Origin of the sequence: Candidatus Methylopumilus planktonicus, assembly GCF_006364715.1 — a bacterium.
In the GTDB taxonomy this organism is placed as follows: domain Bacteria; phylum Pseudomonadota; class Gammaproteobacteria; order Burkholderiales; family Methylophilaceae; genus Methylopumilus; species Methylopumilus planktonicus_A.
In genome coordinates this window covers 853957-879200 of record NZ_CP040984.1, presented here as the reverse complement: position 1 = coordinate 879200, position 25244 = coordinate 853957, and the positions used below count along the sequence as shown (strand labels likewise).

Genomic DNA, 25244 nt, shown 5'->3' with positions numbered 1-25244 from the left:
AGACATTGATCTTTGATCATTATCTCAACCAGTTTGCTTGGCGGACATAGAGAGTTGGAACCACTCCTTCCCATCCCGAACAGGACAGTGAAACGACTTATCGCCAATGATAGTATGCTTTTTGCATGCGAAAGTAGGTCACTGCCAAGCTTCTTATATTAAAAAACCCTAACCTCATAATTGAGCTTAGGGTTTTTTATTGTCTGTAACTTTTAAATTGAAAACTATATTTTTTGTGAGGTGTCTTTAAGCGTCGCAGTGCGATTGAAAATTGGTTGATTGGGTTTTGAATCTTTTACGTCTGCAATAAAGTAACCATGACGTTCAAATTGAAATTGATCACCCGGTTGAATAGCCTCTAAACTTTTTTCTAACTCCGCTTCGATGACTGTGCATGAATTTGGATTTAGTTGTTCTAGATAATTTGTATCATGACTGCCTGGATGTTCGGCTGAAAAAAGTTTGTCGTACAAACGAACTGTGCCTCGATAGCTATGTGCTTTAGAAACCCAATGAATATTACCTTTGACTTTCACGCTGTCACTTCCAGGTGTGCCTGATTTAGTGTCAGGTAAGTATTCACATAAAACTTTTTTAACTTTGCCGCTCGAATCTTTTTCAAAAGATGTGCATTTTACGACATAGCCGTATCTTAATCTGACGATATTGCCTGGATACAATCTGAAGAATTGTTTTGAAGGCTCTTCCATAAAATCTTCGCGTTCAATCCAAAGGAATTTAGACAATTTAACAATACGCTTTTCTAATTCTGGTTTGAGCGGATGATTAGGTGCAAAGCAATCTTCCTCCTTATTGTCTGGATAATTTGTAATTTCAAGCTCAATGGGATCAAGCACTGCGATGCGCCTTTCGCATGACACATTTAAAACTTCTCGCATGGATTCTTCGAGTGTTGCGTAATCAATCCAGGAATCCGCTTTAGATACACCAATGCGATCTGTAAAAAGTTTAAATCCTTCAGGTGTATAGCCGCGTCGACGGGAACCTTCAAGCGTAGGCAATCTTGGATCATCCCAACCAGTTACATGTTTACCTTCAACTAACTCAATGAGTTTTCTTTTTGATAAGACTGCGTATGTGAGATTAAGTCTTGCAAACTCATATTGACGTGGTTGCGGTTTGGATAATAAACCATTGTCAATGAGACGATCTAAAATCCAATCATAAAAAGGACGTTGATCTTCAAATTCCAAAGTACAAATAGAGTGTGTGATTTTTTCTAACGCATCTTCAATGGGGTGTGCAAAAGTATACATAGGATAAATGCACCAAGTGTCTCCTGTATTGTGATGATGCGCGCGTTTAATTCGATAGATTGCTGGATCGCGTAAATTAATATTAGGAGATGCCATATCAATTTTGGCTCTTAATATCATGGATCCATCAGGGTGTTTGCCATCACGCATTTCTCTGAACCATGCGAGATGTACTTCTGTTGGTTTATCACGCCATGGAGAATTTTTACCAGGCTCAGTAAGCGACCCGCGATGTATACGAATCTCATCTGGTGTTTGTTTATCAACATAGGCATGACCTGACTGAATAAGAGATTCCGCGGCTTGATACATAAAGTCAAAATAATGACTTGCAAAATAAAGGTGCGATGTTTTATTTTGTTCCCATGAAAAACCTAGCCAAGACACATTATTTTTAATGCTATCTACATATTCCTGATTTTCTTTTTCAGGATTGGTGTCATCAAAACGTAAATGACAAATGCCATCGTAATCTTTGGCTAAACCAAAGTTTAAGAAAATACTTTTAGCATGTCCTATATGAAGATAGCCGTTAGGTTCAGGCGGAAATCGTGTGCGAATTTTGGCCGCATCAATAGGTGCTTTTGCATGATGAGTGGCATCTCCTGGAGATCCTGTCCAGGTTTTACCTTCAAAACTTTTGTTAGTTAAGTCGCGCTCGATCACGCCGCGAATAAAATTAGAAGGTGCTTGAGATGTAGTTTTGTTATCTGACATAATATATAGGCAATATTCTACACTGAAATGATGGCTTAATTCTCCTCAATCCATTGATCTTAAAGCTAAAACATTGACTCGTATGATAAGATCAAGTTTTTATTTCATACGATTTTTATGCAGCAAAGCCTCGTTTTTAAAGTCTTAGATGTGCTCTCCGATGGTAAATTTCATTCGGGAGAATCTATTGCTAAAACTTTCGATATCTCACGTGTTTCGATTTGGAATGCAATTAAAAAAGCGGAAGAGTTCGGTGTGGAGATTTATTCTGTGCGCGGCCGTGGATACAAATTAATTCAACCCATTACGCTTTTAAAAAAATCTTCTATCCAACAAGTCATGGGTGAAATTCATCACTGGTTTAATGTAGAAATATTTGATGTGATGGAGTCTACTAATAGTTATCTTATGGAAAAAGCTTCATCAGATCACCCGCATGCGTCTGTGGCTGCAACGCATATTCAAACAAAGGGCCGAGGTCGTCGAGGTAGAAGTTGGCAATCTGCTTTAGGGGAAAGTTTAACTTTTTCACTTCTATGGCGATTTAATGGTGGTGCTTCGACACTTTCAGGATTGAGTTTAGCCGTTGGAATTGCTCTTATAAGAAGCTTTCATCGATTCGGTGTGATAGGTGCCCAATTAAAATGGCCTAATGATGTGTTGATTCAAGATCAAAACCAATATAAAAAATTAGCTGGTATTCTCATTGAGCTTCAAGGCGATATGGAAGGGCAGAGCAGTGCTGTCATAGGCATTGGTATCAATTTAAAACTCTCCAAAAAAAGCTTGAGTCATATTGATCAGCCAGCGACAGATCTCACAAGTGTGAGCGTTGAAGAAATTAACCCGAATGAACTATTAGGACAAATCTTAAAGGATTTGGCAGATGTTTTGGGTCAGTTTAATACTTCAAAATTTAGTTCGTTAAAAGAAGAGTGGATGACCTATCATGTGTATCAGCACCAAACAGTCACATTGTCTTTAGGTGACGGGAGATCCGTGACAGGTTTAGCCCAAGGTGTCACTCAGGATGGAGCGTTGATGATTGAAACGCCATCGAACGGTATTGAAACATTCTCATCCGGTGAAATTACATTAAGAAAAGCATAAATATGTTTCTACTCATTGATATAGGCAATACCAAAACAAAATGGATGCTTCGTGATGATAAGAGCATTTATAAACAAGACATTTTTTTTACAGAAGATATTGATCAAGATCATTTTGAATTTGATGAAAAGATCAAAAAAATACTTATTTCAAACGTCGCAGGCTTTGAGAAAGAAGCTATTTTAAAAATTAAACTTAAAAAGTTTTCTTGTCCGATTGAATTTATTAAGCCACATAAAACTTACAAATATCTCTTAAATGATTACCAGGACGCTACAAAGCTAGGTACAGATCGATGGCTATCAGCATTAAGTGTATCGCATGATATTAAGAAAGCTGCAGTGGTTGCTTCATTAGGCACTGCTGTGACGATTGATTATGTGAGTTATGATCATAAAAATAACCAACATACATTCGAAGGTGGAGTCATTTTGCCAGGACTTCATCTCACAAAAAATACTTTATCCAATGACACTGCGGATTTAAAAAATGGCGAGGGTGTATTTCAAATGCCACCAATTAATACAGCAAATGCGATTGAGTCTGGATTTATTTTGAGTGTTCTTGGCAATATCAAATCTTTTTTTGAGATTGCATCGAACCAATCAAAAGATGTTGTCATTATTTTGAGTGGGGGTGATGCTGAGATTATTTACGAGCATATGGGTGAAAGTTTAAGAAAGTATGTTTCAATCAAAAAAGATTTAGTACTAGAAGGTCTTTTTGTTTTAGCGAAGAGCTAAAAAACGGTTTAGCGTTTTTTAATATAAAGATCGGTGATCGTACCTTCTTTAACTTCTGCTGCAAAACAAACGGTTTCAGATAATGTTGGATGGGGATGAATCGTTAAACCAAGATCGTGTGCATCTGCACCCATTTCAATTGCCAAAACTGTCTCAGCAATAAGTTCCCCTGCACCAATCCCTGTAATGCCAGCACCAATTAATCGATGGGTTTCTTTATCAAAAATAAGTTTCGTTGTACCTTCTGAGCGATTCATAGCAAGCGCTCGACCACTTGCAGCCCAGGGGAAGCTTGCCTTTTCAATTTCAATATTTTTTAGCTTCGCTTCCGTCTCCGTCATCCCTGCCCATGCCACTTCAGGATCCGTATAGGCAACGTATGGAATAGCGATTGCTTGGAATTCAACTTTGTGTCCAGCAATCACTTCAGCTGCGACTTTACCTTCGTGTGTTGCTTTATGGGCTAACATCGGCTGACCTACAATATCACCAATCGCAAAGATGTGGGATACATTGGTACACATTTGTTTATTTGCCGGAATAAATCCTTGGTCAGTGACATTAACTCCAGCGAGTTCTGCCTTAATTACTTTACCATTTGGACGTCGACCGATTGCAATCAGGACACGGTCATATACTTGTGACTCTAATTTGCCTTCAAATTCAAAATTGACATGAATGCCATCTACTTTAGGTTCGATGGTGTTGACTTTAGTATTTAGCATAATTTTTTCGAAACGTTGCTCCATACGTTTTTGTAATGGGCGGACTAAATCACGATCACATCCTTGCATGAGTCCGTTTGATAATTCAACGACACTCACGTGACTGCCTAATGCATCGTAAACGGTACCCATCTCTAAACCAATAATGCCACCGCCAACAATGAGTAAACGTTTTGGTATATCTTTAAGTTCTAGGGCGCCAGTTGAATCCATAATGCGTGGATCATCTTGTATGCCAGGAAATTTTGTGGATTGTGAGCCAGCAGCAATAATGCACTGCTCAAAACCTACTGTCTCAATTTGACCATCAGCTTTTGTCACTTTAATTTGATGCGGTGTTGTAAATTCACCCACACCTTGAATCACAGTGACTTGTCTTTGTTTAGCCATAGCGCTCAAGCCTTGTGTCAATTTACCTACAACATCATGGGCTTTCCAGTTGCGAATTTTTTCTAAATCAATATTGGGCTCACCAAAAGTGACACCGTGGGCCGCTGTTTCTTCGGCATCAGTAATAACTTTAGCTGTATGTAAGAGTGCTTTCGATGGAATGCAGCCGACATTAAGACATACCCCACCTAAGGTTGAGTATCTTTCGATCAGCACAACTTTTTTACCTAAATCTGCGGCACGGAATGCAGCTGTATAACCGCCTGGGCCTGAACCCAAAACAACAAGTTCAGTTTCATGTGTCGATGTAATATTTGATTTATTAGTGCTGCTCTGTATAGACGCTTCTGAAGGTATTTCTTTTTTTATTTCTGGCTTTGCTTCAGCTTTAGCTTCTGTTTTAGTTTCAGCTTTTTGAGGCTTGTCGTTAGACTCACTTAATTCAATTTCAAGAATATTAGATCCTTGTTTAACTTTATCGCCTACTTTTAAATCAATCTTTGTCACTTTTCCTTCGTGTGTGGAAGGAATATCCATGGACGCTTTATCGGATTCAACCGTGATGAGTGAATCCTCCTTCTTGATCATGTCACCAATTTTGACAATCACTTCGATGACTTCAACGCTATCGAAGTTACCGATATCGGGTACCGTAATTTGAAAAGTATTTGCCATATAGTATTAAAGAAGCAATCGACGAACGTCAGATAGCATCATGCGTAAGTGGCTGGTGAAACGTGCACCATCTGCCCCATCAATGACGCGGTGATCGTAGGATAAGGAAAGCGGCAGAATAAGTCTTGCTTCAAATGTTTTTGTTTTAGGATCGTAAATAGGTTCCATGGATGATCTAGATATGCCTAGGATTGCTACTTCAGGGCAATTAATAATTGGTGTAAATTTTGTGCCACCAATCCCGCCTAAGCTTGAAATCGTAAAGCATCCACCTTGCATTTCTTCTAGTTTAAGTTTGCGCTCCCGGGCTTTAGCAGAAAGCTCACCCAGATCTTTGGCAATGGCGAGTACATCTTTTTGGTGAACATCACGCACCACAGGTACTACTAATCCATCGGGTGTGTCACACGCGAAACCGATGTTGTAATAACTCTTATAAATAAGTTGATCGCCATCTGCTGAAAGTGACGCATTAAAATTAGGGTAAGTTTTAAGTGCATTGACGCAGGCCTTCATAAGGAAAGCGAGGAGTGTTAGTTTGACACCCTTTTTCTCAGCATCCACTTGCATGGATTTTCTAAAAGCTTCGAGATCGGTAATATCCGCTTCATCAAATTGCGTCACGTGGGGAGCGGTGACCCAATTGCGATGAAGATTTGCCCCTGACAATTTTTTAATTTTAGAAAGTGGCTTCGTTTCAATCTCACCATACTGACTAAAGTCAATGATAGGCATAGGCATGACGGTCGGTGCATTGCCCATGTTATCTGAACGAGGTCTGGCCAACTCTCCCTTCACATAACTTTGTACATCCGATTCTAGAATGCGATGCTTAGGGCCTGAGCCTTCTACAAACGCTAAATTAACACCAAGCTCTCGTGCAAATTTTCTGACCGATGGACTCGCATGTGATTTTTTATTGGGAGCAAGAGCAACCGAGTCACCAATAGGGGCTGGCGTTTGTTGTGGCTTAATTTTTTGTGGTGGTTCAGGCGCTGGACGGGAAGGTTCAGGAATGACAGCTTTAGGCGTCTCTTCTTTTTTAGTTTCTTTTATTTCTTCCTTAACTTCTGATTTTTTCTCAGATGCTGTGACGTCAAGCATTAAAATAGGCGAGCCTTGTTTAATTTTATCGCCTACTTTTAAAAGAATTTCTTTAACGGTACCTGCATGAGGTGCCGGAATATCCATAGATGCTTTATCAGTTTCTAAAGTGATAAGTGGATCATCTTTTTTGATGGTATCGCCTATCTTAGCAATGACTTCAATGACATCTACGCTATCAAAGTTACCAATATCGGGAACGAGTATTTTTTCAATAGCCATAATTACTGAGTCACTGGATTAGGTTTATTAGGATCAAGTTTAAATTTCTTAATGGCATCAGTCACGACAGATGATTTAATCTTGCCTTCATCACTTAATGCTTTGAGCGCTGCCACCACCACATAATGACGATCCACTTCAAAGAAGTGCCGTAATTTTTCTCTTGAGTCAGAGCGTCCAAAGCCATCGGTACCGAGGGCCACGAATTTATGAGGCAAGAAGACAGCGATTTGCTCTGCGAATGATTTCATATAGTCGGTCGATGCAATGATAGGACCTTCTGCTTTTTTAAGCAGTTTTACTACGTGTGATTCTTTTTGTGTTTTATCTGGATTCATACGATTCCAACGATCTGCTTCTAATGCATCTTTACGAAGTTCGTTGAAACTTGTCACACTCCAAACGTCGGCTGACACACCATAATCACTTTCTAATATTTTTTGCGCTTCAATGACTTCACGTAAAATCACGCCACTGCCCATGAGTTGTACTTTTTCACCTTTGCTTTTTGAAGTTGAGAATGGGTACATACCCTTGATGATATCTGCTTCAATTCCTTTAGGCATTTCAGGATGACTATAATTTTCATTCATGACGGTGATGTAATAGAAAACATCTTCCTGATTTTCAATCATGCGTTTTAAACCATCTTGCATAATCACTGCAAGTTCGTATGCAAAAGTAGGGTCGTATGACACGCAATTAGGAATCATGGCTGCCATCAATTGGCTATGACCATCTTCATGTTGCAAACCTTCACCATTCAATGTGGTTCTCCCCGCGGTGGCACCCAGCAAGAATCCTCGCGCACGTGAGTCACCAGCTGCCCATGCAAGGTCCCCAATGCGTTGGAAACCAAACATGGAATAGAAAATATAAAACGGTATCATTTGAATGCCGTTGACGGTATATGAAGTCGCTGCTGCTACCCAGGACGAGAATGAGCCTGCTTCATTAATACCTTCTTCTAGAATTTGACCGTCTGTCTGTTCTTTATAAAACATCACTTGATCTGAATCTTGTGGTTCGTATAATTGACCGACGGACGAATAAATACCAAGCTGTCTAAACATACCTTCCATGCCAAAAGTACGCGCTTCGTCAGGGACGATAGGTACTATGTATTTACCGAGTTCTTTATCGCGCACAAGCGTAGATAAAATTCTCACAAACGCCATCGTCGTTGAAATTTCTCGTTCACCTGTCGCTGAGAGCATATTTTCGAAAGCGGATAGGGGTGGTGTTTTAAGAGAGTTACCTTTACGTTTACGCTGGGGCACAAATCCACCGAGCGCTTCACGTCTTTCCATCATGTATTTAATTTCAGGCGAATCAGGCGCAGGTTTATGGAAAGACAACTTCTCAACTTCTTCATTTGTAATTTGTAAATCAAAACGATCACGGAAAGCTTTTAACGAATCAATATCCATGCTCTTTTGTTGATGGGTAATGTTTTGTCCTTCGCCCGCATCTCCCATGCCATAACCTTTCACGGTTTTAGCTAAGATGACAGAAGGCTGGCCTTTGTGAGATGTTGCTGCAGCGTATGCGGCGAAAACTTTATGAGGATCATGCCCGCCACGATTTAAGCGCCAGATATCTTGATCTGACATGGCAGCCACCATCTCTTTGAGTTCTGGATATTTACCAAAGAAATGTTCGCGTGTGTAAGCACCACCTTTAGCTTTAAAGTTTTGATATTCACCGTCTACACATTCTTCCATGCGTTTTTTGAGTAAGCCCGTTTTGTCCATCGCAATTAACGGATCCCAGTAAGAACCCCAAATCACTTTAATGACATTCCAACCAGAGCCTCTAAAATCAGATTCAAGTTCTTGAATAATTTTACCGTTGCCACGCACAGGGCCATCAAGACGCTGTAAGTTACAGTTGACCACAAAAATAAGGTTATCGAGTTTTTCGCGAGACGCTAATGAAATAGCACCGAGCGATTCAGGCTCATCCATTTCACCGTCACCACAGAAAACCCAGACTTTACGGTCTGAGGTATCTGCAATACCGCGATCATGTAAATATTTTAGAAAACGTGCTTGGTAAATCCCCATGATAGGACCTAATCCCATCGATACCGTTGGGAACTGCCAGAAGTCAGGCATGAGCCATGGATGAGGGTAGCTTGATAATCCCTTACCGCCAGTTTCCATACGGAAATTAGTTAATTGATCTTCGCTGATACGGCCTTCTAGAAACGCTCTCGCATAAACACCAGGAGAAGAGTGACCTTGAAAATACACAAGATCCCCTTGAAATTTATCATTAGCCGCCCTAAAGAAATGGTTGAAGCCGACATCATATAAAGTCGCCGCTGATTGGAAACTTGCAATATGACCACCCACACCAGGTGATTTTTCATTTGCACGTAATACCGTCATGATGGCATTCCATCTGATGAGGGCTCGAATGCGACGCTCCATATCGGGGTTACCTGGATGACGTTGTTGCAAGTGCGTAGGTATTGTATTGACGTAAGCGGTGGTTGCCTTGTAAGGTAAATTAGCCCCTGATCTTCGTGCCTGATCAATCATGGATTCAATTAAGAAATGAGCGCGCTCTACACCTTCTGTTTCAATGACGGCATTGAGGGCGTCAAGCCACTCTTGCGTTTCTTGATTGTCGATGTCGGGTATAGATGCCATGTTTTAATATAACTCCAGAATTTTTATGAGGACGCTAACGGTATAATAAGAACTGTGTTTACCTAGCGCCTAAAGGGGTTTCCAATTTTGTGAGCGATAACGCATTGAATGAACTCATATAGCTTCAAGTTTGGCGTTTTTAAGCGTTTGGGTCAAGTAAAAAAGTAAGTTAAAAGTGTGAGAAAAAGCAATATTCTATTGATTTTATTGATATTTTTTTATAGGACATATATTTAAGGGTTCAGGCTTATGACAATTCAAATTGTACAAAAAAGAAGTGAGGTGACAGAAAAAAACATCAAAGGGTCTCATTTTCTTTGTGTTTTAAGTGATGCGACATTAAAGACATTTCCTTTTATAAAAGAGCTTGATCGAAAACTAAAACGTACCCATAAAAAAATGGCGAGCCTCACTAAAGAACCCGTCACTATTGAGGTCCAGGATGGTCGCTTGTTGAGTTTTGTTGTCTTAGACAAAAAAAATAACACCTTTCAGCGTCACACTTTAATTCGAAAAGCACTCCAGCCCTTAATTGAAGAAAACCCTGAAACACTTGTTATTGGTATATTTGGCGACGAGCACTCCAAAGAAATTAATGCACGGGCTGCTATCTATGTAGCGCTTATGAATAGTCAAAAATTACCCACTCGAAAAAAAGAAAGCATTAAAAAAAACATCAAGTCTATTGAGTTATTTGGTATCGAAGTTAAAGATAAATTTAAAGATGAAATGGCTATAGTGACTGGCAATACGTTGACACGTGAATTGACGATGTTGCCACCTAACGACCTTACCCCCTCCATCTATCGCACAAAAATTAAGTCACTCGCGAAGTCGCATGGCTGGAAGATTGAAGAGTTTGATATGGCGAAACTAAAAAAGATGGGCGCAGGCACTTTTGTGGCAGTGGGGCAAGGTTCTGAGCCTCAAGATGCTGCAATTGTGCATCTCACTTATAAGCCCAAACAAATTAAGAAAAAAATTGCAGTCATTGGTAAAGGCATTTGTTTTGACACAGGTGGACATAATTTAAAGCCAGCGCGTTATATGCATGGCATGCATGAGGATATGAATGGCTCTGCAGTATCCCTTGGTATTTTATTGGCAGCTACCCTCTTAAAACTTCCAGTTCAAATTGATTGCTGGTTAGCCATTGCGCAAAATCATATTGGACCTAAAGCTTATAAACAAAATGATGTCGTGAAGTCTCTTAATGGTACGAGCATCGAAATTATTCATACCGATGCGGAAGGCCGCATGGTCTTAGCCGACACATTAACCCTAGCCTCCCGTTTGAAGCCTGACATGATGATCGATTTTGCAACACTCACAGGTAGTATGGCGACAGCATTAGGCGATCGTTACAGTGGTGTGATATCTAATCGACCTGAATTATCCTGCTTAGCAGTAGGAGCTGGAAGCGAATCAGGAGAGCGCATTGCAGCATTCCCATTTGATCAGGATTACGAAGAAGATCTTGAAAGTGGCATTGCAGACATTAAGCAGTGCACACTTGAAGGCGGTGCGGATCATATTCATGCCGCGCGCTTCTTAAATCGTTTTATTGAAAACGATGTGCCTTGGTTACATACCGATCTCTCCTCCAGCAATCGAAAGGGTGGTCTTGGGGCGGCGTTAAGTGAAGTGAATGGATTTGGTGTGGGTTTTGGTATTCAGGTTTTGAAAAAAGTTTTACAAAAGTAATCTTTAAATTTTACCCTCGTAGCTCAGTGGATAGAGCATCCCTCTCCTAAGGGGAGGGTCACAGGTTCAACTCCTGTCGAGGGCGCCATATTTACTGAATAGTAGTCTTTTTTTGTAGTATAGTCAAATGTATACCACTTTTGGTTATAATATTCAGTATGATTCAACTCAAAACTAATCGTCATAGAACCGTCCCTCTCCAAGATTCCATTACTAGAATTGGTAAAGGTTATCCTGATAAATTAGTCATCTTCAAAATTAGTGCATCACCTTTTTGGTGGGTGCGTTATTACACTCAAAAACGCATCATTAAAAAATCAACTAAAACTGACAATCAAAAAGATGCCATTAAATTTGCAATCAAGTTTTATGAAGATATTCTTTTAAGAGAACGCAATTTAATGCCTATCGGTTCATCTCCAAGTTTTGAGAGATGTTCATTAGAGTTACTTTCAGAACAGAAACAGAAGATTGACAGAGGTGAACTTAATAGAAAACTTAATGCAAATGATGAAACGATACTGAAAAAACATTTAAATCCATTTTTTAAAGGTATGGATATAAGAACAATTTCATACAAACACATCAATGTGTATCTTGCAGAATGTAATAAAAATCACAATCTATCTCCCGGCAGTCTAAAGAAACATACAAATCTATTAAGTAAGATTCTTAAACTTGCGATGCGAGAGAGTCTTATAGACCGTATGCCTATGATGCCTTCTATTAAATTGAGTGATTCGCCGAGAGGTTGGTTCAGTATCAAAGAATATGACTATTTGAGAAAGAAACTGCAAGAGTTAATAGACAGTCGACATACAGTAAAAGGGCAGGTCATAACAAAAGAGATGTCTTATCTTGTCACTTTCATGGTGAATACTTTTTTAAGACCGAGTGACCTTAGAAATCTAAAACATAGAAATATAGAAATTGTAGAAAATGAACAAAGATACTTAAGAATTACGACAGAACAATCAAAGACTGAAAATCTTCCTATCGTCTCAATGGAGTTTGCAATAGACATCTTCAAAGACATTGTAAAGTTTCATGGAGAAGTTAAGAAAGATGATTATCTATTTTTACCTCATATCAAAAATAGAGACCGTGCGATGAAGATTATGAGTAGTCAGTTTAATGAAATATTGAAGTATGCAGATTTAAAGAACTCATCATCAGGCGAACCTAGAACTTTATACTCTCTTCGGCATACTGCAATTATGTTAAGACTCACAAAGGGGGATCATATAGACCTTCTTACACTTGCTCGTAATGCAAGAACTTCTGTCGATATGATTGAGAGATTTTATGCAAAACCCCTCTCTGCTGAGATGAATGTCGATAAATTACAATCTATGAGAGTTAAAAGATAGTCTTATCCCTTACACCAAATCGTTCCAAAGTAGTTCAAAAATCGCACAAATATCTACTGTAATCCCCAAATAAAAATCGTATCCTCCGATTGAATTTCATCTAAAAACGGAGGAGTATATGAAAGACATAGACAGACTTGTAAGAATGCGAGAACTCATCAAAATCGTATCAATGAGTAGAGCAAACATCTACTTATTAATGAGTAAAGGTAAGTTTCCTAAGAACTTCAAAATAAGTGAACAAACTGCAGTCTGGCGATTAAGTGTCATAGAAGACTGGATAAAACAAAGAGAAAATGAATAAGAAATACACATGTCCTGAATGTCACGACAAAGAAGGTGTAGATATTCTTTATGGGTATCCTTCAGAAGACACTCTGCAATCTTGGTTTAAGAAAGATGTTGAATTGGGAGGATGTATTATCGGCGATGAAAAACCGACACATAAGTGTTTTAAGTGTGGTCATCAATGGTAAAAAAGAAACAAATCAAAGTAGACTTATCACAAACTGACTTCTGGGAAGACGCAAAGTCATATATTGATATTCGTAATTGTTCTTTTGGATTTAAGTGTAATCAGAAGTGGGAAGAATTACTCAAACGCAAAGAAAAGAATATCAAATACTGTCACGAGTGTGAGAAAGAAGTATTCTTAATTGAAACGAATGTTGAACTTGCACATGCAATTAAGTTTAATCATTGTGTTGCAATTAAAGTAAGGCATGATGAGATACCACAAACAAGAAAACCACATATAGATGTGGGAATGCTATCTGCACCGAATTATGATGAACCTGCGTATTTGAGGAAGAAATAAATTAGTTATGCGATTTGTAGATAAACAAAAAAAAGATATTCAAGACTTTAAGAGGTTATTACCTTATCTTTTGCACTTGATTCATAAAGTGCATTTAACAGATAAACCTAAAGTTTATCACTTCAACAAATCAGACTTCATTATGCGACTTAACGGTGACATTATTGAGATGTCTCTTGCAGATGAAGCACCTATATTTCCCACACTTGCATTTAGAGACTTAAGTCCTGCAAAAACAGATTTGTTGTATTACAGAATCGGTCAAGACTTTAGGTCTAAACTGATTGAAGCAATTTAGGAGTTAAAGATATGTCAAAAAATTTACAAACAAAAAGTCATCTTTCAAAAATTTATGAGAATGCTTGCAAGGTAACTAAATTAGATTCTGCAAAATATCCTATTAAAATTATGCTTAAAAAGAAAAGATATGAATCAATGAAAGCGGGATATTTCATACAAGTGCAAAATTTTACAAGTCTTAAAACAGTTAAGAAATCAAAAGACAATAGATATTTTAGATATTATTTTCGTTGCATATTTTTTGAGAATAGGACATTGCCTTTATTAGAAATCGCTAAATGGATGCCCTCTAATGGATTAATTACAAATGATGATGCGATAAAAGTTATTTATCGTGATGATGACAAAAGGTATAAGGGTACTTTTCAAGAGAGATTAATAACAGTAATAAATTTAATTCAACTAAAACTATGAAACTCCTAACCACAATCCTTTCACTACTCCTCATCACTACTAATGTGTATGCGGAGTGGAAGTTTTACGATATATCAAAGTCAGGGGGAAAGCATTATTACGACAATTCTTCCATCAAACAAAATGGGGATAAAGTAAAGGTAATGCATTATGCAAATTTTTCACAAGACGGTGAATTAGTAAAAATCACAAAAATGGCATCGGCGAGGGTTTTGTATGAAATTGATTGTGTAAATAAGACCCGTGAGATTCTTGAATTCAAAGCATTTTCAAAAACGGATCTTAAAGGGAGTATGACTGATTCAATGAACCCAAATCCAAAAATAGAAAACATAGTCCCCGATTCAATTGGTGCAGTCTTGATGAAACTCGTGTGTAAAAAATGAAACTCATCCCACTACTTCTATCACTTTTCTTTGCATGTAATGTTTTCGCCCAACAAAAATTTAATCCCATGACAGGTAAACATGAAACAACTACACCTGACTCTGTTTTGAAATATAACTATATGAAAGATGAGTATAAGTATGTCAAACCTGATTCACAGATACGATTAAATCCCTATTCAGGTGAATTTGACATGGCACCTAAAGAATATAAACAGAAATATGATTACATGAACAATAAATATGAAACTGTTCATCCTGATGCAAAGATGCAGATGAATCCCTACACAGGTGAGTTTCAATATGTAAATCCAGGGGCAAAACCGGAAATGAACTGGTCAACAGGTGACTTTGAGTACCCGCAACAATGAAGGAATTGATTAACTACACTCGCTCTTCATTTAAAAAATGGATCGACTTCAAGTCAAGAATCAATCGTTTTGAGTTCTTCGTTGGATTAGCGGTAAGTGGTCTTTTCTTTGCACTAAATGTATTTATTTTTATTAAATTCAACTCATATGCAAACTATTTAAGAGATATGGATTTATCTGTTATCAGTTATTCCTATATTCTGATTGCAATATTATTTGCATTTATTCAGATTCACTCTCTTGTTGCACGAAGATTGAATGATATTAAAGTTAACCCTTACTTTGCTTTTATTCCATTCCTATTAGCATCTTCATATTTACTTATTAAGTCGTTTTATGACACATATGAATATGGTCATTTAATTTTCATAGTAATTTTGTTAGTGGTAGTGACTTATTCAACAATAATAGTGAGTGAGAGTGATTAGATTATGATGAAATTTATTTCTGTATTGTTTCTTTTTCTTACTTCTTGTATGACTATCCCTGAAATTAATGATAAGTTTGCTGAGATTGATAGGGTATGGTTATTAGAGTATCAAAAACATGAAGATTTATATCGTTCTAAAGTTATTGATGCACCTTACTTAAATACCTTTTCCCAAATTAAAAAGGCAATGGTTGAATTAGGTATGCCTGTAATAGTTGCTGATTTTGAAAAAGGTTTGATTATAGGTCAGGCGTCAGCACCAACACCTTTAACTAAAGAGGAATGGTTACAGGTAAGAGAATATGAACAACCAAGGGTTAGAGATATAGGTGGGTGGATGTTTTATATGCCTGAGGACCCTAAAGACCAAATTGTAACTGTAAAGATTACTGTTAAACCTATTGCCATGAAGACATTCATATTACTTGAGTATGAAATTGATTATCCAGAATATAAAAGAATGGGCATTAAGTCTGGCAAAATTGCTCCCCCTAGTGCAGTTAAGATAGGGTCTCTTAAATTCTGGAATAAATTAGATAATCTATTACAGGATGTGAAGTTACCAAAAACACGAAATAAAAATCCTGATGAAATTAAAGTTTGATTTGATTAATTAAATGAAAAAACTAATACTTATATCCTTATTAGTTATACCTTTGTGTAGTTATTGCGAGACGAATAAAATATATGGATGGTCTGATTTTACGGTAACTGATTTAATTTATGTAGAACCTAGCAATAAAAGTTTATTAATTCTTACAGATAACAAAACTAAACATTGTTCTTCAGACTATCGTCAAGCAATAAGGTTACCTTTAAGTTTTTCCTTAGAACCAAGTAAGTCACTAAATAATTTTTGCTTCAAGGTTGATTCAAATAATTTGGTTAATTTAAAAGAAGATTCAATTATTAGTTTTAATAATTACAAATACTCCATTTATGAATTTCAAAGTCTTCAAAAATGGTTTACTTACTCTGCTTATAAAAATAACAAAATGCTTCCACCTAGAAATCGCAATAATGAGAATGAACCGAACATAATGATTATTAATGGTGAAACTAAACTATGTAGAAAAATAGGTGTAATATTGGATTGTGACTAACTCAATTCTTTCTCACCTCCACCACTAAATCACCTTTTCTTAGCAATCCCTTCACTTGATTCACAAACTTCGTTAAATCAGCATTGGAGATGGTCGGTTTAGTGTTTGGAGACAACTTTAAGGTCAGGATAATGTTCTTATTCGTCATAGGAGTATCTTTCGTTGGATGGTCTTGGAGGTGGTTTCCAAACAAGACATCAAGAATACATTCTGTTCTTCATAATCCCATTGATATTCGTTGTTATGAGATATCGGGCAATCTGGGAAGGTGAAGTTGAATAGGACGATGCAACTTCATGTAGTTGTTTCTTCAGTTCGGTAGGTATCTTGATATGAATAGACTGTTCTTTAGGGTTACTTGTGTTCATTTCTTCTCTCTTTATCAGCAGGTGGTTAGGTGGTTTCACTACAGGTCAGTTGCATCACCATAATGTTACATATGATGTATTTATACATTTCAGTTGTTGTTCTCTATCTGTCTTGTTTGGAAACCTAACTTGGTAAGGAGTAACTTGAACTAGCGTTCAAGTATTCACTTCGTTCATGGATTCTATTAGGAAGGTTATTGGTTAAGGTCTTAAAGGTCTTTAACTTCATTCAAACCGGACACCGTTACTTATAAGGTTTTATAGTCATAAAACGAGATTTAGTCGCATATTTGCCTGTTTTGACCTCATTATTGCCTGTTTTAGGCATAAAAAAAGACAGACTTCTAGGGTCTGTCTTGTATTTGTTCATACTGTGAACAAAGTTACTTAGGAAGATATCTTTCTAGGTGCCTCCTCTCATCATCAGTAAGACTTGCATATATCTTCTTACCTCTTAACCAACTTTTGCGTAGTTTCCAATAAGATGCAAAGTCAGAGTATGCATCTTGGACGGGAAAGTTACAGAAGAAGTAAAAAGATAAGTCTTCTTTCAATCTCGACGATTTAGTCTTGTAAAATTTATAAAACATTCTTATTTGCATACTTTCTTGAATGTTTGTATTCACTATTTACATAGACAGAGACTTCATCAAAATGATAAAAATTGTCTTGAACACTCTCAAGACAATTAAAGATTTTGAAAGAAATTGTATCTTTCATCTCTTTTGATAGAGATTTATTCTTGCTATCAAAAGTAATATCAATTCGCAGGTCACTTTCATCAATTATGACTTGCTGATGAGAGTTGCTCTTTAACTGTTTCGTTGAAGGAAAAAAGTGATTTAACTTTTTAAGAGTTAAGTCAGGAGTTAAAAGATTTGTCTGAATCAGTTCATCAAAGTCGTCTGGAGGTAAAGAGATAATCTTATACACAACAGACATCGCAGTTGGAAACTTATCAAGATGTTCTTCAATCTTATTTGCAGACTTTGCAATACAGAGATACTTTCTAAACTGTGAACTTTCGTCATTGACTTGAATTTGTTTACAGAAATATTTGAAATCTTCTTCATCAATTTGACTGTATTCATACTTATCTTTGACTTCATACACAATCTTTGCAAGGGATAGTGTATTTCTGATAGATTTTTTTGTGAGTTCAAAATAAGAACTCACATATTCATCAATTAAGACTTTGTTTTTAGAAATTAGAGATGTTTGCATAATTTTATTTCTCTTGCTGTAATGCACTTGTCATCATTATTAAGAGGTCTTCTTTAGGTGTGCTGTTATTTGCAAGAATCCAAGTAATGTTTTTTTCTTTATCAAAAAATGGTGCAGGTTGCCATTTAGTGTCAAAGTAAACATTACCATTTTCATTAGTCCAACCATTCTTCTTGGATAATTCTATAAGTGGTTTTGGAAGTTCACTTTCACTCAAGTAATTCTCTGGCATTGGATACTTTTTTTTACCCATTTTCCCATCATAATCCCCACTGATGAAAACAGAAACTTGCACTGGTGATTCTTCTTCTTTTTTACTATTATTTAATTCAACTTCTTTTAACATAATTTTTCTTTCTGCACTTATGTGCATTAAAAATAAGTGCATTCAAAGTATTTCGTGAATCGACTGCACTCTTATCAATCCATATATACCACTATACGGAGTTGTTAATTTCTTTATAATTATCATTTGAATTAGAGTAATTTACTTGTTAAGATAAATCTATGAATACAACAAAAGTATGGTTAGGCAAGAGGCATTTCATCAATACACCTCCTGAATTTCAGCGATTCAAGAATGTGAATGGAAAATTAGTCAGACGAAATCTATCAAAAGATGAAGAACGACAAGAGTTGGATTGGTGGAACATCAAACAATCATCTATCAGAAGAGATAATGTCTATGTCTATTGGTATGAATTTCTTAAACAAAGCACGAAATACAAGAAAGTCTGTGATTCGGAGGGTAAGGAAGGTTCTACTGACTTAAAGAAACTCTACAAGGACTTTGGAAATGTTCACATAAAAACATTTCGTCAATGGTGGCGTGAGAGTGATAGGGGTGCATTTTTGTTTGCAGAACAATCACCTGAACATAAAATTACTGAAATTACTCATATAGACCAACTGCATTTAGATGAAGAGTTTATGAATATTCAGATACCTCTTTCATTTTCTCAGCGAGATATTGCCCGTCTTGTTTATGAGTTAGTAAATAAAAGACATAAAGGTCAAAGAGGTAAAAGGAAAACTGAAATCACATCAACTGCTAAATATAAAGTCTCAGGAAGAGTTGATTTTGGTCGTTTAGAGAAAACTCTTGCAGTCTACTATCTAGTTAAATCTGAAAAAAATAAAACAAATCGTAATGACAAAAAACCTTATTGGCATATTGCATGGGAATTAAGACATAAACATAATATTTCACTCTTTAAAAATGATGATTCTCTAATTAATCCTGATGATGAGAAAAAAAGAAGAGAAGATAAAAATAATGTGAGGTTAGGTCGGTTAAAAAGAAAGAAAGACTTTATTCAGTCAAGACAAAAGAATATATACACGACAAATATTTATGACTTCGAACGAGAATTTGCTCCTAAAAAGTCATACTCTACTGATTTCGATGCCAAACGAAATAAGATAGATGCAACAATGAGTAGATATTTTAGAGACGCTGAGAAACTCATCAAAAGTGCCGAAAGTGGTAAGTTCCCTAATTTAAGATAGGGTTCAGAAAGTCTGATTTATTCACTAACGATTTAATGAGTGTTATAGACTAGATTTTGAGGGTAATTTAAGGGTTCAGAAACTTGATATATGTTGAACATACTTTGAATTACTACTATACTAATTATGAGGATAACTCCTAAGAACCACACCTAATAAATTTTATTTCGACATAAAATTTAATCCTCAGTTAACTAAAACACCCCCTCAAGGGGTGTTTTTTCATTTACAGGCAAGTTCTGCATCTCTTTTATTCATAAGTTTCTTAAGAATCGCCCTGCAATCGAATCAAATCAACGATGTCCACACAGTAATCTCTTTTTATGATTATTCAATATTCTATTAAATCGTTGATTACATGAAAAAATTATGTAAATTACATTTAAATTAAATAAAAAAAGATAAAAAATAAAAAAGAGAAAATTATGGCAAAAAATAAACTATATGAAAAAAATCAAACTGAACTCTTCAAAATGAGTAGAACTAAAGTTCAACTATTTACAGAATGCCCTCGATGTTTTTATTTAGATACGAGATTGGGGTTAGGAAGATTGGGAAGTTTGCCTTTCACACTCAATAATGCAGTCGATGCATTACTAAAGAATGAATTCGATGAATATCGTTTGAAACAAGAACCACACCCCTATTTTATTCCGAATAATATTGATGATTTTTAAAATGATACCTAAATTAATGGTGTTAACTCTTATCCCATAGCGTATCAATCTTAGATTGAATTTTTTCAGAATAAATCTTTATAAGTTTCTTACAACCGTTTACGGTGGTAAGTTCATCTAAATACTTCTCAACGATCAAAGTTTGCTCATTCATAGAGGGGAGCGATACCTCTATATGGTCGATGTAGGTCTTACTTAAATTTCTCTGCCTTACCCCAACACGATCATTTAGGTACTTTTCTTTTTCAGTCATTAAGAATAGGTAAAGAAAATTAACAGTAATCATTTCATTTGGGGTGATGCCATAAATTGCCTGATTAAAGGTTCCATCACGATCAAGAATAGACATCTTAAATGCTGCTGTGTCATACATTCCAATTAGCAAAGAACCCTTTGGAAATAGTTTGCAATTTGAATTATTTAAACCACGCTCACTAATTGATTCTATAGAGTTCTCTGTATAAAGGTTGTTTAACTCTCCTGATGAGTACCATGGTATTTCACCATCCCAATAATCCAAATTAGTTCTTGAGGGTGTTCCACCAGATTTTGTTTCTCCGAGGTCGCTTAGTCGTAATTTTTTCCAACTTGGATCAATGGAAATACTTGGTTTAAAGTTATCAACTATTTGTTTTGAACCGTCAATAATTTTTTGATAGTCCTGTAATTCTTTTACAATTTGGTCTTGAGTCTCTAAACTTGGAATAGGAATTTGATAGTCTTTTATCCAGTTGGTGGATAGATTTTTTTGCGCCACTCCTGAAGAATTTCTGATGCAATCATGCTCAAATTTTTTATTATTTAAAATCCAAAATAAAAAGTCATTTGAAATAACATTTATGTCAGATGACTGAATCATGCCCACACGTTGATTGAGATATGCAGGCAAGAGGTCTGAAGTTACCCTTCCAACTCTTCCAACATTCCCCGTTAATGAAATTAGAATGTCTCCTGCGGAAAGTTCATACTTTCCATGTTCCGTGATATTAAGTTTAGGATGAAATCTAGGATCTGAATCTTCAATTTGCCCAGTTTGCACGTTAGTAATTCTAATTACCCTATATCCTTCAGGTTGATATAAATCACTCTTAAACGCAAATCCATTTTTAATATTAGTGACTTCGCTAAGTTTTGCCAAATTAAAATCTGACTGAACATCTTCTTTTATATTTGAATTGCCAGTTAATGAAATGATTGGGGATTTAAGTAACTCGTCTTTAGATATGTATTTTATTTTTTCAGATGGGGTATCAGAGAATAAACATTCCAGCACTTCAGGAATGTCGTTCTTTTCAATCGGGTTTCTCTGAGCGCCAAGACCGAAACCGTCATTATCTATTTTTACGAAAAAAATATGATCAGTATTTTTGTTCTTTTCTTTATTTAAGATAAGAATCGATGTCTTCACACCTGAGTAAGGTTGAAATATTCCCGATGGAAGTGAAATGACTCCAATTAGTGAATCTTCAATCAGTTTTTTCCTTAATGCTTTGTAAGCATTGCCAACCTGAAAAAGTATGCCTTCTGGAACGATAATGCCTGCTCGCCCGTTGGGTTTGAGATGCTCCATGATGTAATCAATAAACAAAACTTCTGCTCTGGTTGATTGCACGCCAAATCTTGAGTGTGGTTGAATGCCTCCAGTGGGCGAAAAGAATGGTGGATTTGCTAGGATCACGTCATAGTATTCGTTCCATCTATCTTCAGAGGAAAGAGTGTCATATTCATGGATTAGTGGACTGGCAAATTGGTGAAGGTACATATTTACTAGTGATATACGAGTCATATCAGGCGATATGTCGTAACCAACTAAGTTCTCGCCAATTCGTTTTCTATCTGATGCTGTTAGTTTGTCGCCTAATTTCTTATTAGTATTTTGATTAAGAACGTGCTTGTAAGAGGAGATTAAAAATCCTGCTGTTCCACACGCAGGATCAAGAATGCTCTCGTCCTTTTGTGGATTAACAATTTCAACTACAAAATCAATGATATGTCTTGGTGTCCTGAATTGACCAGCATCGCCTTGAGAACCCATAAAAGAGAGCAGGTACTCAAACGCATCACCTAACTTTTCAGAATGAGAATAGTGAAATTCATTAATTTCTTTAAGAAACATATTCAAAGTTGCAGGATCTTTGAATGGCAAAAATGAATTTTTAAAAATCTCTCTGAATAATTGAGGTGCAGTAGGGTTTGTATACATATGTTCAATTGCATCTCCATACAACTGTACTTTTTGAACACCACTCCGTTTGGGATCAAATAGATTTTTCCATGAGTATTTTTCAAAATCATTCACGAAGAAAGAGGGAACACCACCCATCTCTACTGCTTCTTGATCCATGTCATACATGAATTTGTAAATTAGACCGGTAGTAATTTGTTCTATTTGACTCTGCGGACTTGGAATTTTGCCAACAAGAATATTTCTTAAATCATCAATTCTCTTCTTGGTGATGCTATCTAACATTACTCAATCTTTCCAAATTTACATTTTTTTTAATATACAAGGGGATTGTTTGACGTAATTCGGGTGTAAGTTTGCTAAATACTTCGCCAGATGGGTGGACTTTCAACTTAGCAAACTCCTTACTATCAATAATTTCTCTGTATTCATCATCCACTGTATATGCTTCAAAGAATTGACGTACATCGTTATAGACTGCATCACTAGGATGTAATGCTCTATCTAATTTGTCAAATTCTTCATCTAAACATTCTTTTTTAGATTTAATCTTTTCGATATGTCCCAATGCATGAAGAAGCAACTCTGACACAGTTAAATTTCTATCCACTCCTAATGATTTTCTTAGTTTTTCTAAAGTGAAGAACTTTTGTGGTTTATCAAGAATATTCTCTTTTAGATAAATTTCTGCATCTTTAAAGTTATGTTCTTTTACTAAATCTTGAATTATTTTGTTTTCCGCAATTTGTTTTCTAAAAGCAGGGTATAAATCCCTATCAACTCTCATCCCTTTTTCTGAGATAAGAATTTCTTTTAGTTGAGTAAGAGGGTCTGCAATTGTGCTGATTACTTCATCTATATCAATCGCATCAACTGGATTCTGAATTAAACCTGTTGGTGCTAATGGTAGTTTAAGAATCTCATCATAATCAAAATCTTTCTCAAAGAAATCATAATTTCCAAAGAAGTCAAAGAGTAAAAATTCATTCTTTTGAGATTCAATTTCATCTGGTATTTCAGACCGTGTAATCCAAGACTGAGTAAAGTCACACCTCCTAGTTCCCCGCCCTTTCATTTGAATAAACTCGCTTGGTGTGTAAACGGGTCTCATCATGCAAATATTAAGTATGTCTGTGCAGTCATATCCCGTTGTCATCATTCCAACTGTTACGCATACTCTTGTTTTTGATGAACGGTAGTTGGCATTCAATTTTGACTGACCATTTAATCCGTTATTTCGAAAATCAATAGTCATTCTTTGTGCATTATCTACATTAGATGTAACTTGAACTGCAAAATCGGAGTTGTATTGTCTTGGGAAGAGTTTGTCAGATAATACATTAAGAATTTGAGTAACTTTAGAAGCATGAATCTGAGACACACAAAAGACTAGTGTTTTCCCTATTTCATTAGTATATGGATCTCTTTTTGCGTGTTTCAAAAAGGTTTCACAAAAGATTGCATTTGTATTGTCAGAAAAAAATGACCTCTCAAAATCTTTTTGTGAGTAAGTTTCTTCGAAGTCATTGCCCTCATCATCCACCCCTTGAAATACAAAACCTTGTTCAGAAAGTAGTTCGGTTGTAATTGCAGTTCTTGCATCAATAACTTTTGGATTAACCAAATATCCTTCTTTTACTCCATCTGCAAGAGAGTATCTAAATGTAGGTTCACCACTATCACAACCAAAAGTTGTATAGGTATCCAACATCATGCGATTTTCAAGTTGTCGTGGATCTGTTTCTCCAATTCTCTCGACATCAACTGACTTTAAGTAGTCTTTAGGTGTAGCAGTAAGACCCAATTTAAAACCAATAAAATATTCAAATACCTTTCTGCTTCTTGCTCCCAGTGAGCGATGTGCTTCATCAGATATTACTAAATCAAAATGGTCAGGTCTAAAAACTTTTCTATATTTATTTTTACTAACAAAAGATTGAACAGTAGAGACAACTATCTCTGCCTTAGTCCAGTCTGACTGATTCTCTTTCCATACAACAGTTCTGAAATCATTTTTCAATACATCATCAAATTCTTTTTGTGCTTGTGACTCTAGTTCGATGCGGTCTACTAGGAATAGAACTCTTTTAACTTTATAAAGTCGCAAGAACATTTTGATGATTGCTGAAGATGTAAGTGTTTTGCCTGTTCCTGTTGCCATTTCCAATAGGAATCTATCTTTACCTTCTGCGATGCCTTTTTGGACTGCTCTAATCGCATTAATTTGATAATCTCTAAGCAATCTAAGTTTGTTATTTCTTAGGAAGTCATCTTTCTTTTTTGCATCAAGATAATCGGGATTATTGTGAAAGTTAGGAAATTGTGTTTGAGCAATATAATCACTTCCAATTTCCTCGATTTCAGTTCTTGGAGGATTAAAATTCAATTTTCTTAATTCAAGTTGTTTTTGTGAAGGAAATATATCAACAACTATAGGACTGCTTTGTTCTAAATCCCAGAAGTAGTGTGAAATACCATTAGAGAGAATCACGAATCGGCAACTTAATGATTGTGCATATCCTCTTGCTTGTTCTTTACCGACAAGGGGGGAAACAATTTCTTTCTTTGCCTCAATAATGCATATTGGAAAATCTGAGGAATCTTTGAGAACATAATCAGCAAAACCTGCTTGATTTTGCATCTCTGTATCAACATTAACAATGCCATCATCACCTGAGAGAATCCAGTCGGATTCTCTCAGTAATTTATCTATAATTATTCGTGCATTTGCTTCGGACATATTATTGGAATTGTTATATCTGTTAA

General features: G+C 36.2%; 26 protein-coding genes and 1 rRNA gene. 17 read left to right on the top strand and 10 right to left on the bottom strand.

The features are described from left to right. The first annotated feature begins 36 nt into the window (after positions 1-36). A 5S ribosomal RNA gene (gene rrf / locus FIT63_RS04600) occupies positions 37-150 on the top strand. A 74-nt stretch (positions 151-224) separates the two neighbouring features. On the opposite strand, the gene FIT63_RS04595 is transcribed toward rrf, so the two are convergent. Then, positions 225-1994 (bottom strand): glutamine--tRNA ligase/YqeY domain fusion protein, encoded by a 1770-nt coding sequence (locus FIT63_RS04595; protein WP_140006766.1) that lies wholly within the window; start codon positions 1992-1994, stop codon positions 225-227. 117 nt (positions 1995-2111) lie between these two features. On the opposite strand from FIT63_RS04595, the gene FIT63_RS04590 reads away from it, so the two are divergent. Together FIT63_RS04590 and FIT63_RS04585 are read left to right on the top strand one after the other, a co-directional pair. Beyond that, positions 2112-3104 carry a biotin--[acetyl-CoA-carboxylase] ligase gene (locus FIT63_RS04590; RefSeq protein WP_140006765.1) on the top strand — a complete coding sequence of 331 codons (993 nt, stop codon included), beginning with the start codon at positions 2112-2114 and terminating at the stop codon, positions 3102-3104. 2 nt (positions 3105-3106) lie between these two features. Continuing rightward, on the top strand, positions 3107-3847 hold the full coding sequence (locus tag FIT63_RS04585) for a type III pantothenate kinase (RefSeq protein ID WP_140006764.1): 741 nt from the start codon (positions 3107-3109) through the stop codon (positions 3845-3847). Positions 3848-3855: 8 nt separating this feature from the next. On the opposite strand, the gene lpdA is transcribed toward FIT63_RS04585, so the two are convergent. The 3 genes from lpdA to aceE are packed head-to-tail and all read right to left on the bottom strand — an operon-like array spanning position 3856 to position 9620. Next, entirely contained in the window at positions 3856-5637 is a 1782-nt protein-coding gene (gene lpdA, locus FIT63_RS04580) for a dihydrolipoyl dehydrogenase (protein ID WP_140006763.1), read from the bottom strand. Positions 5638-5643: 6 nt separating this feature from the next. Next, complete coding sequence (gene aceF, locus FIT63_RS04575; RefSeq protein ID WP_140006762.1) at positions 5644-6963, bottom strand: dihydrolipoyllysine-residue acetyltransferase; 1320 nt, start codon at positions 6961-6963, stop codon at positions 5644-5646. A gap of 2 nt (positions 6964-6965) precedes the next feature. Then, entirely contained in the window at positions 6966-9620 is a 2655-nt protein-coding gene (aceE, locus tag FIT63_RS04570; protein ID WP_140006761.1) for a pyruvate dehydrogenase (acetyl-transferring), homodimeric type, read from the bottom strand. A gap of 249 nt (positions 9621-9869) precedes the next feature. On the opposite strand from aceE, the gene FIT63_RS04565 reads away from it, so the two are divergent. The 12 genes from FIT63_RS04565 to FIT63_RS04505 all read left to right on the top strand — a co-directional run bounded on the left by FIT63_RS04565 (position 9870) and on the right by FIT63_RS04505 (position 16515). Further along, positions 9870-11324: a M17 family metallopeptidase gene (locus FIT63_RS04565; protein ID WP_140006760.1), complete on the top strand. Its 1455-nt coding sequence runs from the start codon at positions 9870-9872 to the stop codon at positions 11322-11324. Between the two features lie 158 nt (positions 11325-11482). After that, positions 11483-12694, top strand: a complete 1212-nt coding sequence (locus FIT63_RS04555; protein WP_140006759.1) for a tyrosine-type recombinase/integrase — start codon at positions 11483-11485, stop codon at positions 12692-12694. A 118-nt stretch (positions 12695-12812) separates the two neighbouring features. After that, positions 12813-12998, top strand: a complete 186-nt coding sequence (locus FIT63_RS04550) for a helix-turn-helix transcriptional regulator (protein WP_140006758.1) — start codon at positions 12813-12815, stop codon at positions 12996-12998. Beyond that, positions 12991-13170 (top strand): hypothetical protein, encoded by a 180-nt coding sequence (locus tag FIT63_RS04545; RefSeq protein ID WP_140006757.1) that lies wholly within the window; start codon positions 12991-12993, stop codon positions 13168-13170. The genes FIT63_RS04550 and FIT63_RS04545 overlap by 8 nt, the downstream gene beginning before the upstream one ends. Further along, positions 13164-13511 carry a hypothetical protein gene (locus FIT63_RS04540; protein ID WP_140006756.1) on the top strand — a complete coding sequence of 116 codons (348 nt, stop codon included), beginning with the start codon at positions 13164-13166 and terminating at the stop codon, positions 13509-13511. Before FIT63_RS04545 ends, FIT63_RS04540 begins: the two co-directional genes overlap by 7 nt. 7 nt (positions 13512-13518) lie before the next feature. After that, positions 13519-13809, top strand: a complete 291-nt coding sequence (locus FIT63_RS04535; RefSeq protein WP_140006755.1) for a hypothetical protein — start codon at positions 13519-13521, stop codon at positions 13807-13809. Positions 13810-13820: 11 nt separating this feature from the next. Beyond that, on the top strand, positions 13821-14225 hold the full coding sequence (locus FIT63_RS04530; RefSeq protein ID WP_140006754.1) for a hypothetical protein: 405 nt from the start codon (positions 13821-13823) through the stop codon (positions 14223-14225). Beyond that, positions 14222-14611 (top strand): surface-adhesin E family protein, encoded by a 390-nt coding sequence (locus tag FIT63_RS04525; protein WP_140006753.1) that lies wholly within the window; start codon positions 14222-14224, stop codon positions 14609-14611. The genes FIT63_RS04530 and FIT63_RS04525 overlap by 4 nt, the downstream gene beginning before the upstream one ends. Then, complete coding sequence (locus FIT63_RS04520; RefSeq protein WP_140006752.1) at positions 14608-14982, top strand: hypothetical protein; 375 nt, start codon at positions 14608-14610, stop codon at positions 14980-14982. Before FIT63_RS04525 ends, FIT63_RS04520 begins: the two co-directional genes overlap by 4 nt. A gap of 5 nt (positions 14983-14987) precedes the next feature. Next, positions 14988-15410, top strand: coding sequence for a DUF805 domain-containing protein (locus tag FIT63_RS04515; RefSeq protein ID WP_140006751.1), 423 nt, complete (start codon positions 14988-14990; stop codon positions 15408-15410). A gap of 3 nt (positions 15411-15413) precedes the next feature. Beyond that, complete coding sequence (locus FIT63_RS04510) at positions 15414-16016, top strand: hypothetical protein (RefSeq protein ID WP_140006750.1); 603 nt, start codon at positions 15414-15416, stop codon at positions 16014-16016. Positions 16017-16029: 13 nt separating this feature from the next. After that, positions 16030-16515 carry a hypothetical protein gene (locus tag FIT63_RS04505; RefSeq protein ID WP_140006749.1) on the top strand — a complete coding sequence of 162 codons (486 nt, stop codon included), beginning with the start codon at positions 16030-16032 and terminating at the stop codon, positions 16513-16515. Positions 16516-16712: 197 nt separating this feature from the next. Here FIT63_RS04505 and FIT63_RS06850 read toward each other — a convergent pair whose 3' ends face one another. The 4 genes from FIT63_RS06850 to FIT63_RS04495 all read right to left on the bottom strand — a co-directional run bounded on the left by FIT63_RS06850 (position 16713) and on the right by FIT63_RS04495 (position 18453). Beyond that, complete coding sequence (locus tag FIT63_RS06850) at positions 16713-16883, bottom strand: hypothetical protein (RefSeq protein ID WP_189342264.1); 171 nt, start codon at positions 16881-16883, stop codon at positions 16713-16715. 244 nt (positions 16884-17127) lie between these two features. After that, entirely contained in the window at positions 17128-17253 is a 126-nt protein-coding gene (locus FIT63_RS06890; protein WP_262982090.1) for a hypothetical protein, read from the bottom strand. 209 nt (positions 17254-17462) lie between these two features. Beyond that, a complete protein-coding gene (locus FIT63_RS04500) occupies positions 17463-18107 on the bottom strand; it encodes a hypothetical protein (RefSeq protein ID WP_140006748.1) in 645 nt (214 codons plus the stop codon). 4 nt (positions 18108-18111) lie between these two features. Then, complete coding sequence (locus FIT63_RS04495; protein WP_140006747.1) at positions 18112-18453, bottom strand: helix-turn-helix domain-containing protein; 342 nt, start codon at positions 18451-18453, stop codon at positions 18112-18114. A gap of 161 nt (positions 18454-18614) precedes the next feature. Here FIT63_RS04495 and FIT63_RS04490 point away from each other — a divergent pair, with 161 nt between their 5' ends. Together FIT63_RS04490 and FIT63_RS04485 are read left to right on the top strand one after the other, a co-directional pair. Further along, complete coding sequence (locus FIT63_RS04490; RefSeq protein ID WP_140006746.1) at positions 18615-19616, top strand: hypothetical protein; 1002 nt, start codon at positions 18615-18617, stop codon at positions 19614-19616. A gap of 425 nt (positions 19617-20041) precedes the next feature. Then, the gene (locus FIT63_RS04485; RefSeq protein WP_140006745.1) at positions 20042-20293 is read left to right on the top strand and encodes a hypothetical protein; all 252 of its coding nucleotides are present in this window, start codon (positions 20042-20044) and stop codon (positions 20291-20293) included. A gap of 22 nt (positions 20294-20315) precedes the next feature. Here the strand turns inward: FIT63_RS04485 and FIT63_RS04480 are convergent, their stop codons facing one another. Beyond that, positions 20316-22763, bottom strand: coding sequence for an N-6 DNA methylase (locus FIT63_RS04480; RefSeq protein ID WP_140006744.1), 2448 nt, complete (start codon positions 22761-22763; stop codon positions 20316-20318). Then, positions 22753-25218 (bottom strand): DEAD/DEAH box helicase family protein, encoded by a 2466-nt coding sequence (locus FIT63_RS04475; RefSeq protein WP_140006743.1) that lies wholly within the window; start codon positions 25216-25218, stop codon positions 22753-22755. Before FIT63_RS04475 ends, FIT63_RS04480 begins: the two co-directional genes overlap by 11 nt. Positions 25219-25244: the final 26 nt, after the last annotated feature.

What these genes read in the sequence shown, in the direction of transcription:
- FIT63_RS04595 (WP_140006766.1), bottom strand. Translation starts at nt 1,994, where the DNA reads ATGTCAGATAACAAAACTACATCTCAAGCACCTTCTAATTTTATTCGC.
- FIT63_RS04590 (WP_140006765.1), top strand. Translation starts at nt 2,112, where the DNA reads ATGCAGCAAAGCCTCGTTTTTAAAGTCTTAGATGTGCTCTCCGATGGT.
- FIT63_RS04585 (WP_140006764.1), top strand. Translation starts at nt 3,107, where the DNA reads ATGTTTCTACTCATTGATATAGGCAATACCAAAACAAAATGGATGCTT.
- lpdA (WP_140006763.1), bottom strand. Translation starts at nt 5,637, where the DNA reads ATGGCAAATACTTTTCAAATTACGGTACCCGATATCGGTAACTTCGAT.
- aceF (WP_140006762.1), bottom strand. Translation starts at nt 6,963, where the DNA reads ATGGCTATTGAAAAAATACTCGTTCCCGATATTGGTAACTTTGATAGC.
- aceE (WP_140006761.1), bottom strand. Translation starts at nt 9,620, where the DNA reads ATGGCATCTATACCCGACATCGACAATCAAGAAACGCAAGAGTGGCTT.
- FIT63_RS04565 (WP_140006760.1), top strand. Translation starts at nt 9,870, where the DNA reads ATGACAATTCAAATTGTACAAAAAAGAAGTGAGGTGACAGAAAAAAAC.
- FIT63_RS04555 (WP_140006759.1), top strand. Translation starts at nt 11,483, where the DNA reads ATGATTCAACTCAAAACTAATCGTCATAGAACCGTCCCTCTCCAAGAT.
- FIT63_RS04550 (WP_140006758.1), top strand. Translation starts at nt 12,813, where the DNA reads ATGAAAGACATAGACAGACTTGTAAGAATGCGAGAACTCATCAAAATC.
- FIT63_RS04545 (WP_140006757.1), top strand. Translation starts at nt 12,991, where the DNA reads ATGAATAAGAAATACACATGTCCTGAATGTCACGACAAAGAAGGTGTA.
- FIT63_RS04540 (WP_140006756.1), top strand. Translation starts at nt 13,164, where the DNA reads ATGGTAAAAAAGAAACAAATCAAAGTAGACTTATCACAAACTGACTTC.
- FIT63_RS04535 (WP_140006755.1), top strand. Translation starts at nt 13,519, where the DNA reads ATGCGATTTGTAGATAAACAAAAAAAAGATATTCAAGACTTTAAGAGG.
- FIT63_RS04530 (WP_140006754.1), top strand. Translation starts at nt 13,821, where the DNA reads ATGTCAAAAAATTTACAAACAAAAAGTCATCTTTCAAAAATTTATGAG.
- FIT63_RS04525 (WP_140006753.1), top strand. Translation starts at nt 14,222, where the DNA reads ATGAAACTCCTAACCACAATCCTTTCACTACTCCTCATCACTACTAAT.
- FIT63_RS04520 (WP_140006752.1), top strand. Translation starts at nt 14,608, where the DNA reads ATGAAACTCATCCCACTACTTCTATCACTTTTCTTTGCATGTAATGTT.
- FIT63_RS04510 (WP_140006750.1), top strand. Translation starts at nt 15,414, where the DNA reads ATGATGAAATTTATTTCTGTATTGTTTCTTTTTCTTACTTCTTGTATG.
- FIT63_RS04505 (WP_140006749.1), top strand. Translation starts at nt 16,030, where the DNA reads ATGAAAAAACTAATACTTATATCCTTATTAGTTATACCTTTGTGTAGT.
- FIT63_RS06850 (WP_189342264.1), bottom strand. Translation starts at nt 16,883, where the DNA reads ATGAACACAAGTAACCCTAAAGAACAGTCTATTCATATCAAGATACCT.
- FIT63_RS06890 (WP_262982090.1), bottom strand. Translation starts at nt 17,253, where the DNA reads ATGAACAAATACAAGACAGACCCTAGAAGTCTGTCTTTTTTTATGCCT.
- FIT63_RS04500 (WP_140006748.1), bottom strand. Translation starts at nt 18,107, where the DNA reads ATGCAAACATCTCTAATTTCTAAAAACAAAGTCTTAATTGATGAATAT.
- FIT63_RS04495 (WP_140006747.1), bottom strand. Translation starts at nt 18,453, where the DNA reads ATGTTAAAAGAAGTTGAATTAAATAATAGTAAAAAAGAAGAAGAATCA.
- FIT63_RS04490 (WP_140006746.1), top strand. Translation starts at nt 18,615, where the DNA reads ATGAATACAACAAAAGTATGGTTAGGCAAGAGGCATTTCATCAATACA.
- FIT63_RS04485 (WP_140006745.1), top strand. Translation starts at nt 20,042, where the DNA reads ATGGCAAAAAATAAACTATATGAAAAAAATCAAACTGAACTCTTCAAA.
- FIT63_RS04480 (WP_140006744.1), bottom strand. Translation starts at nt 22,763, where the DNA reads ATGTTAGATAGCATCACCAAGAAGAGAATTGATGATTTAAGAAATATT.
- FIT63_RS04475 (WP_140006743.1), bottom strand. Translation starts at nt 25,218, where the DNA reads ATGTCCGAAGCAAATGCACGAATAATTATAGATAAATTACTGAGAGAA.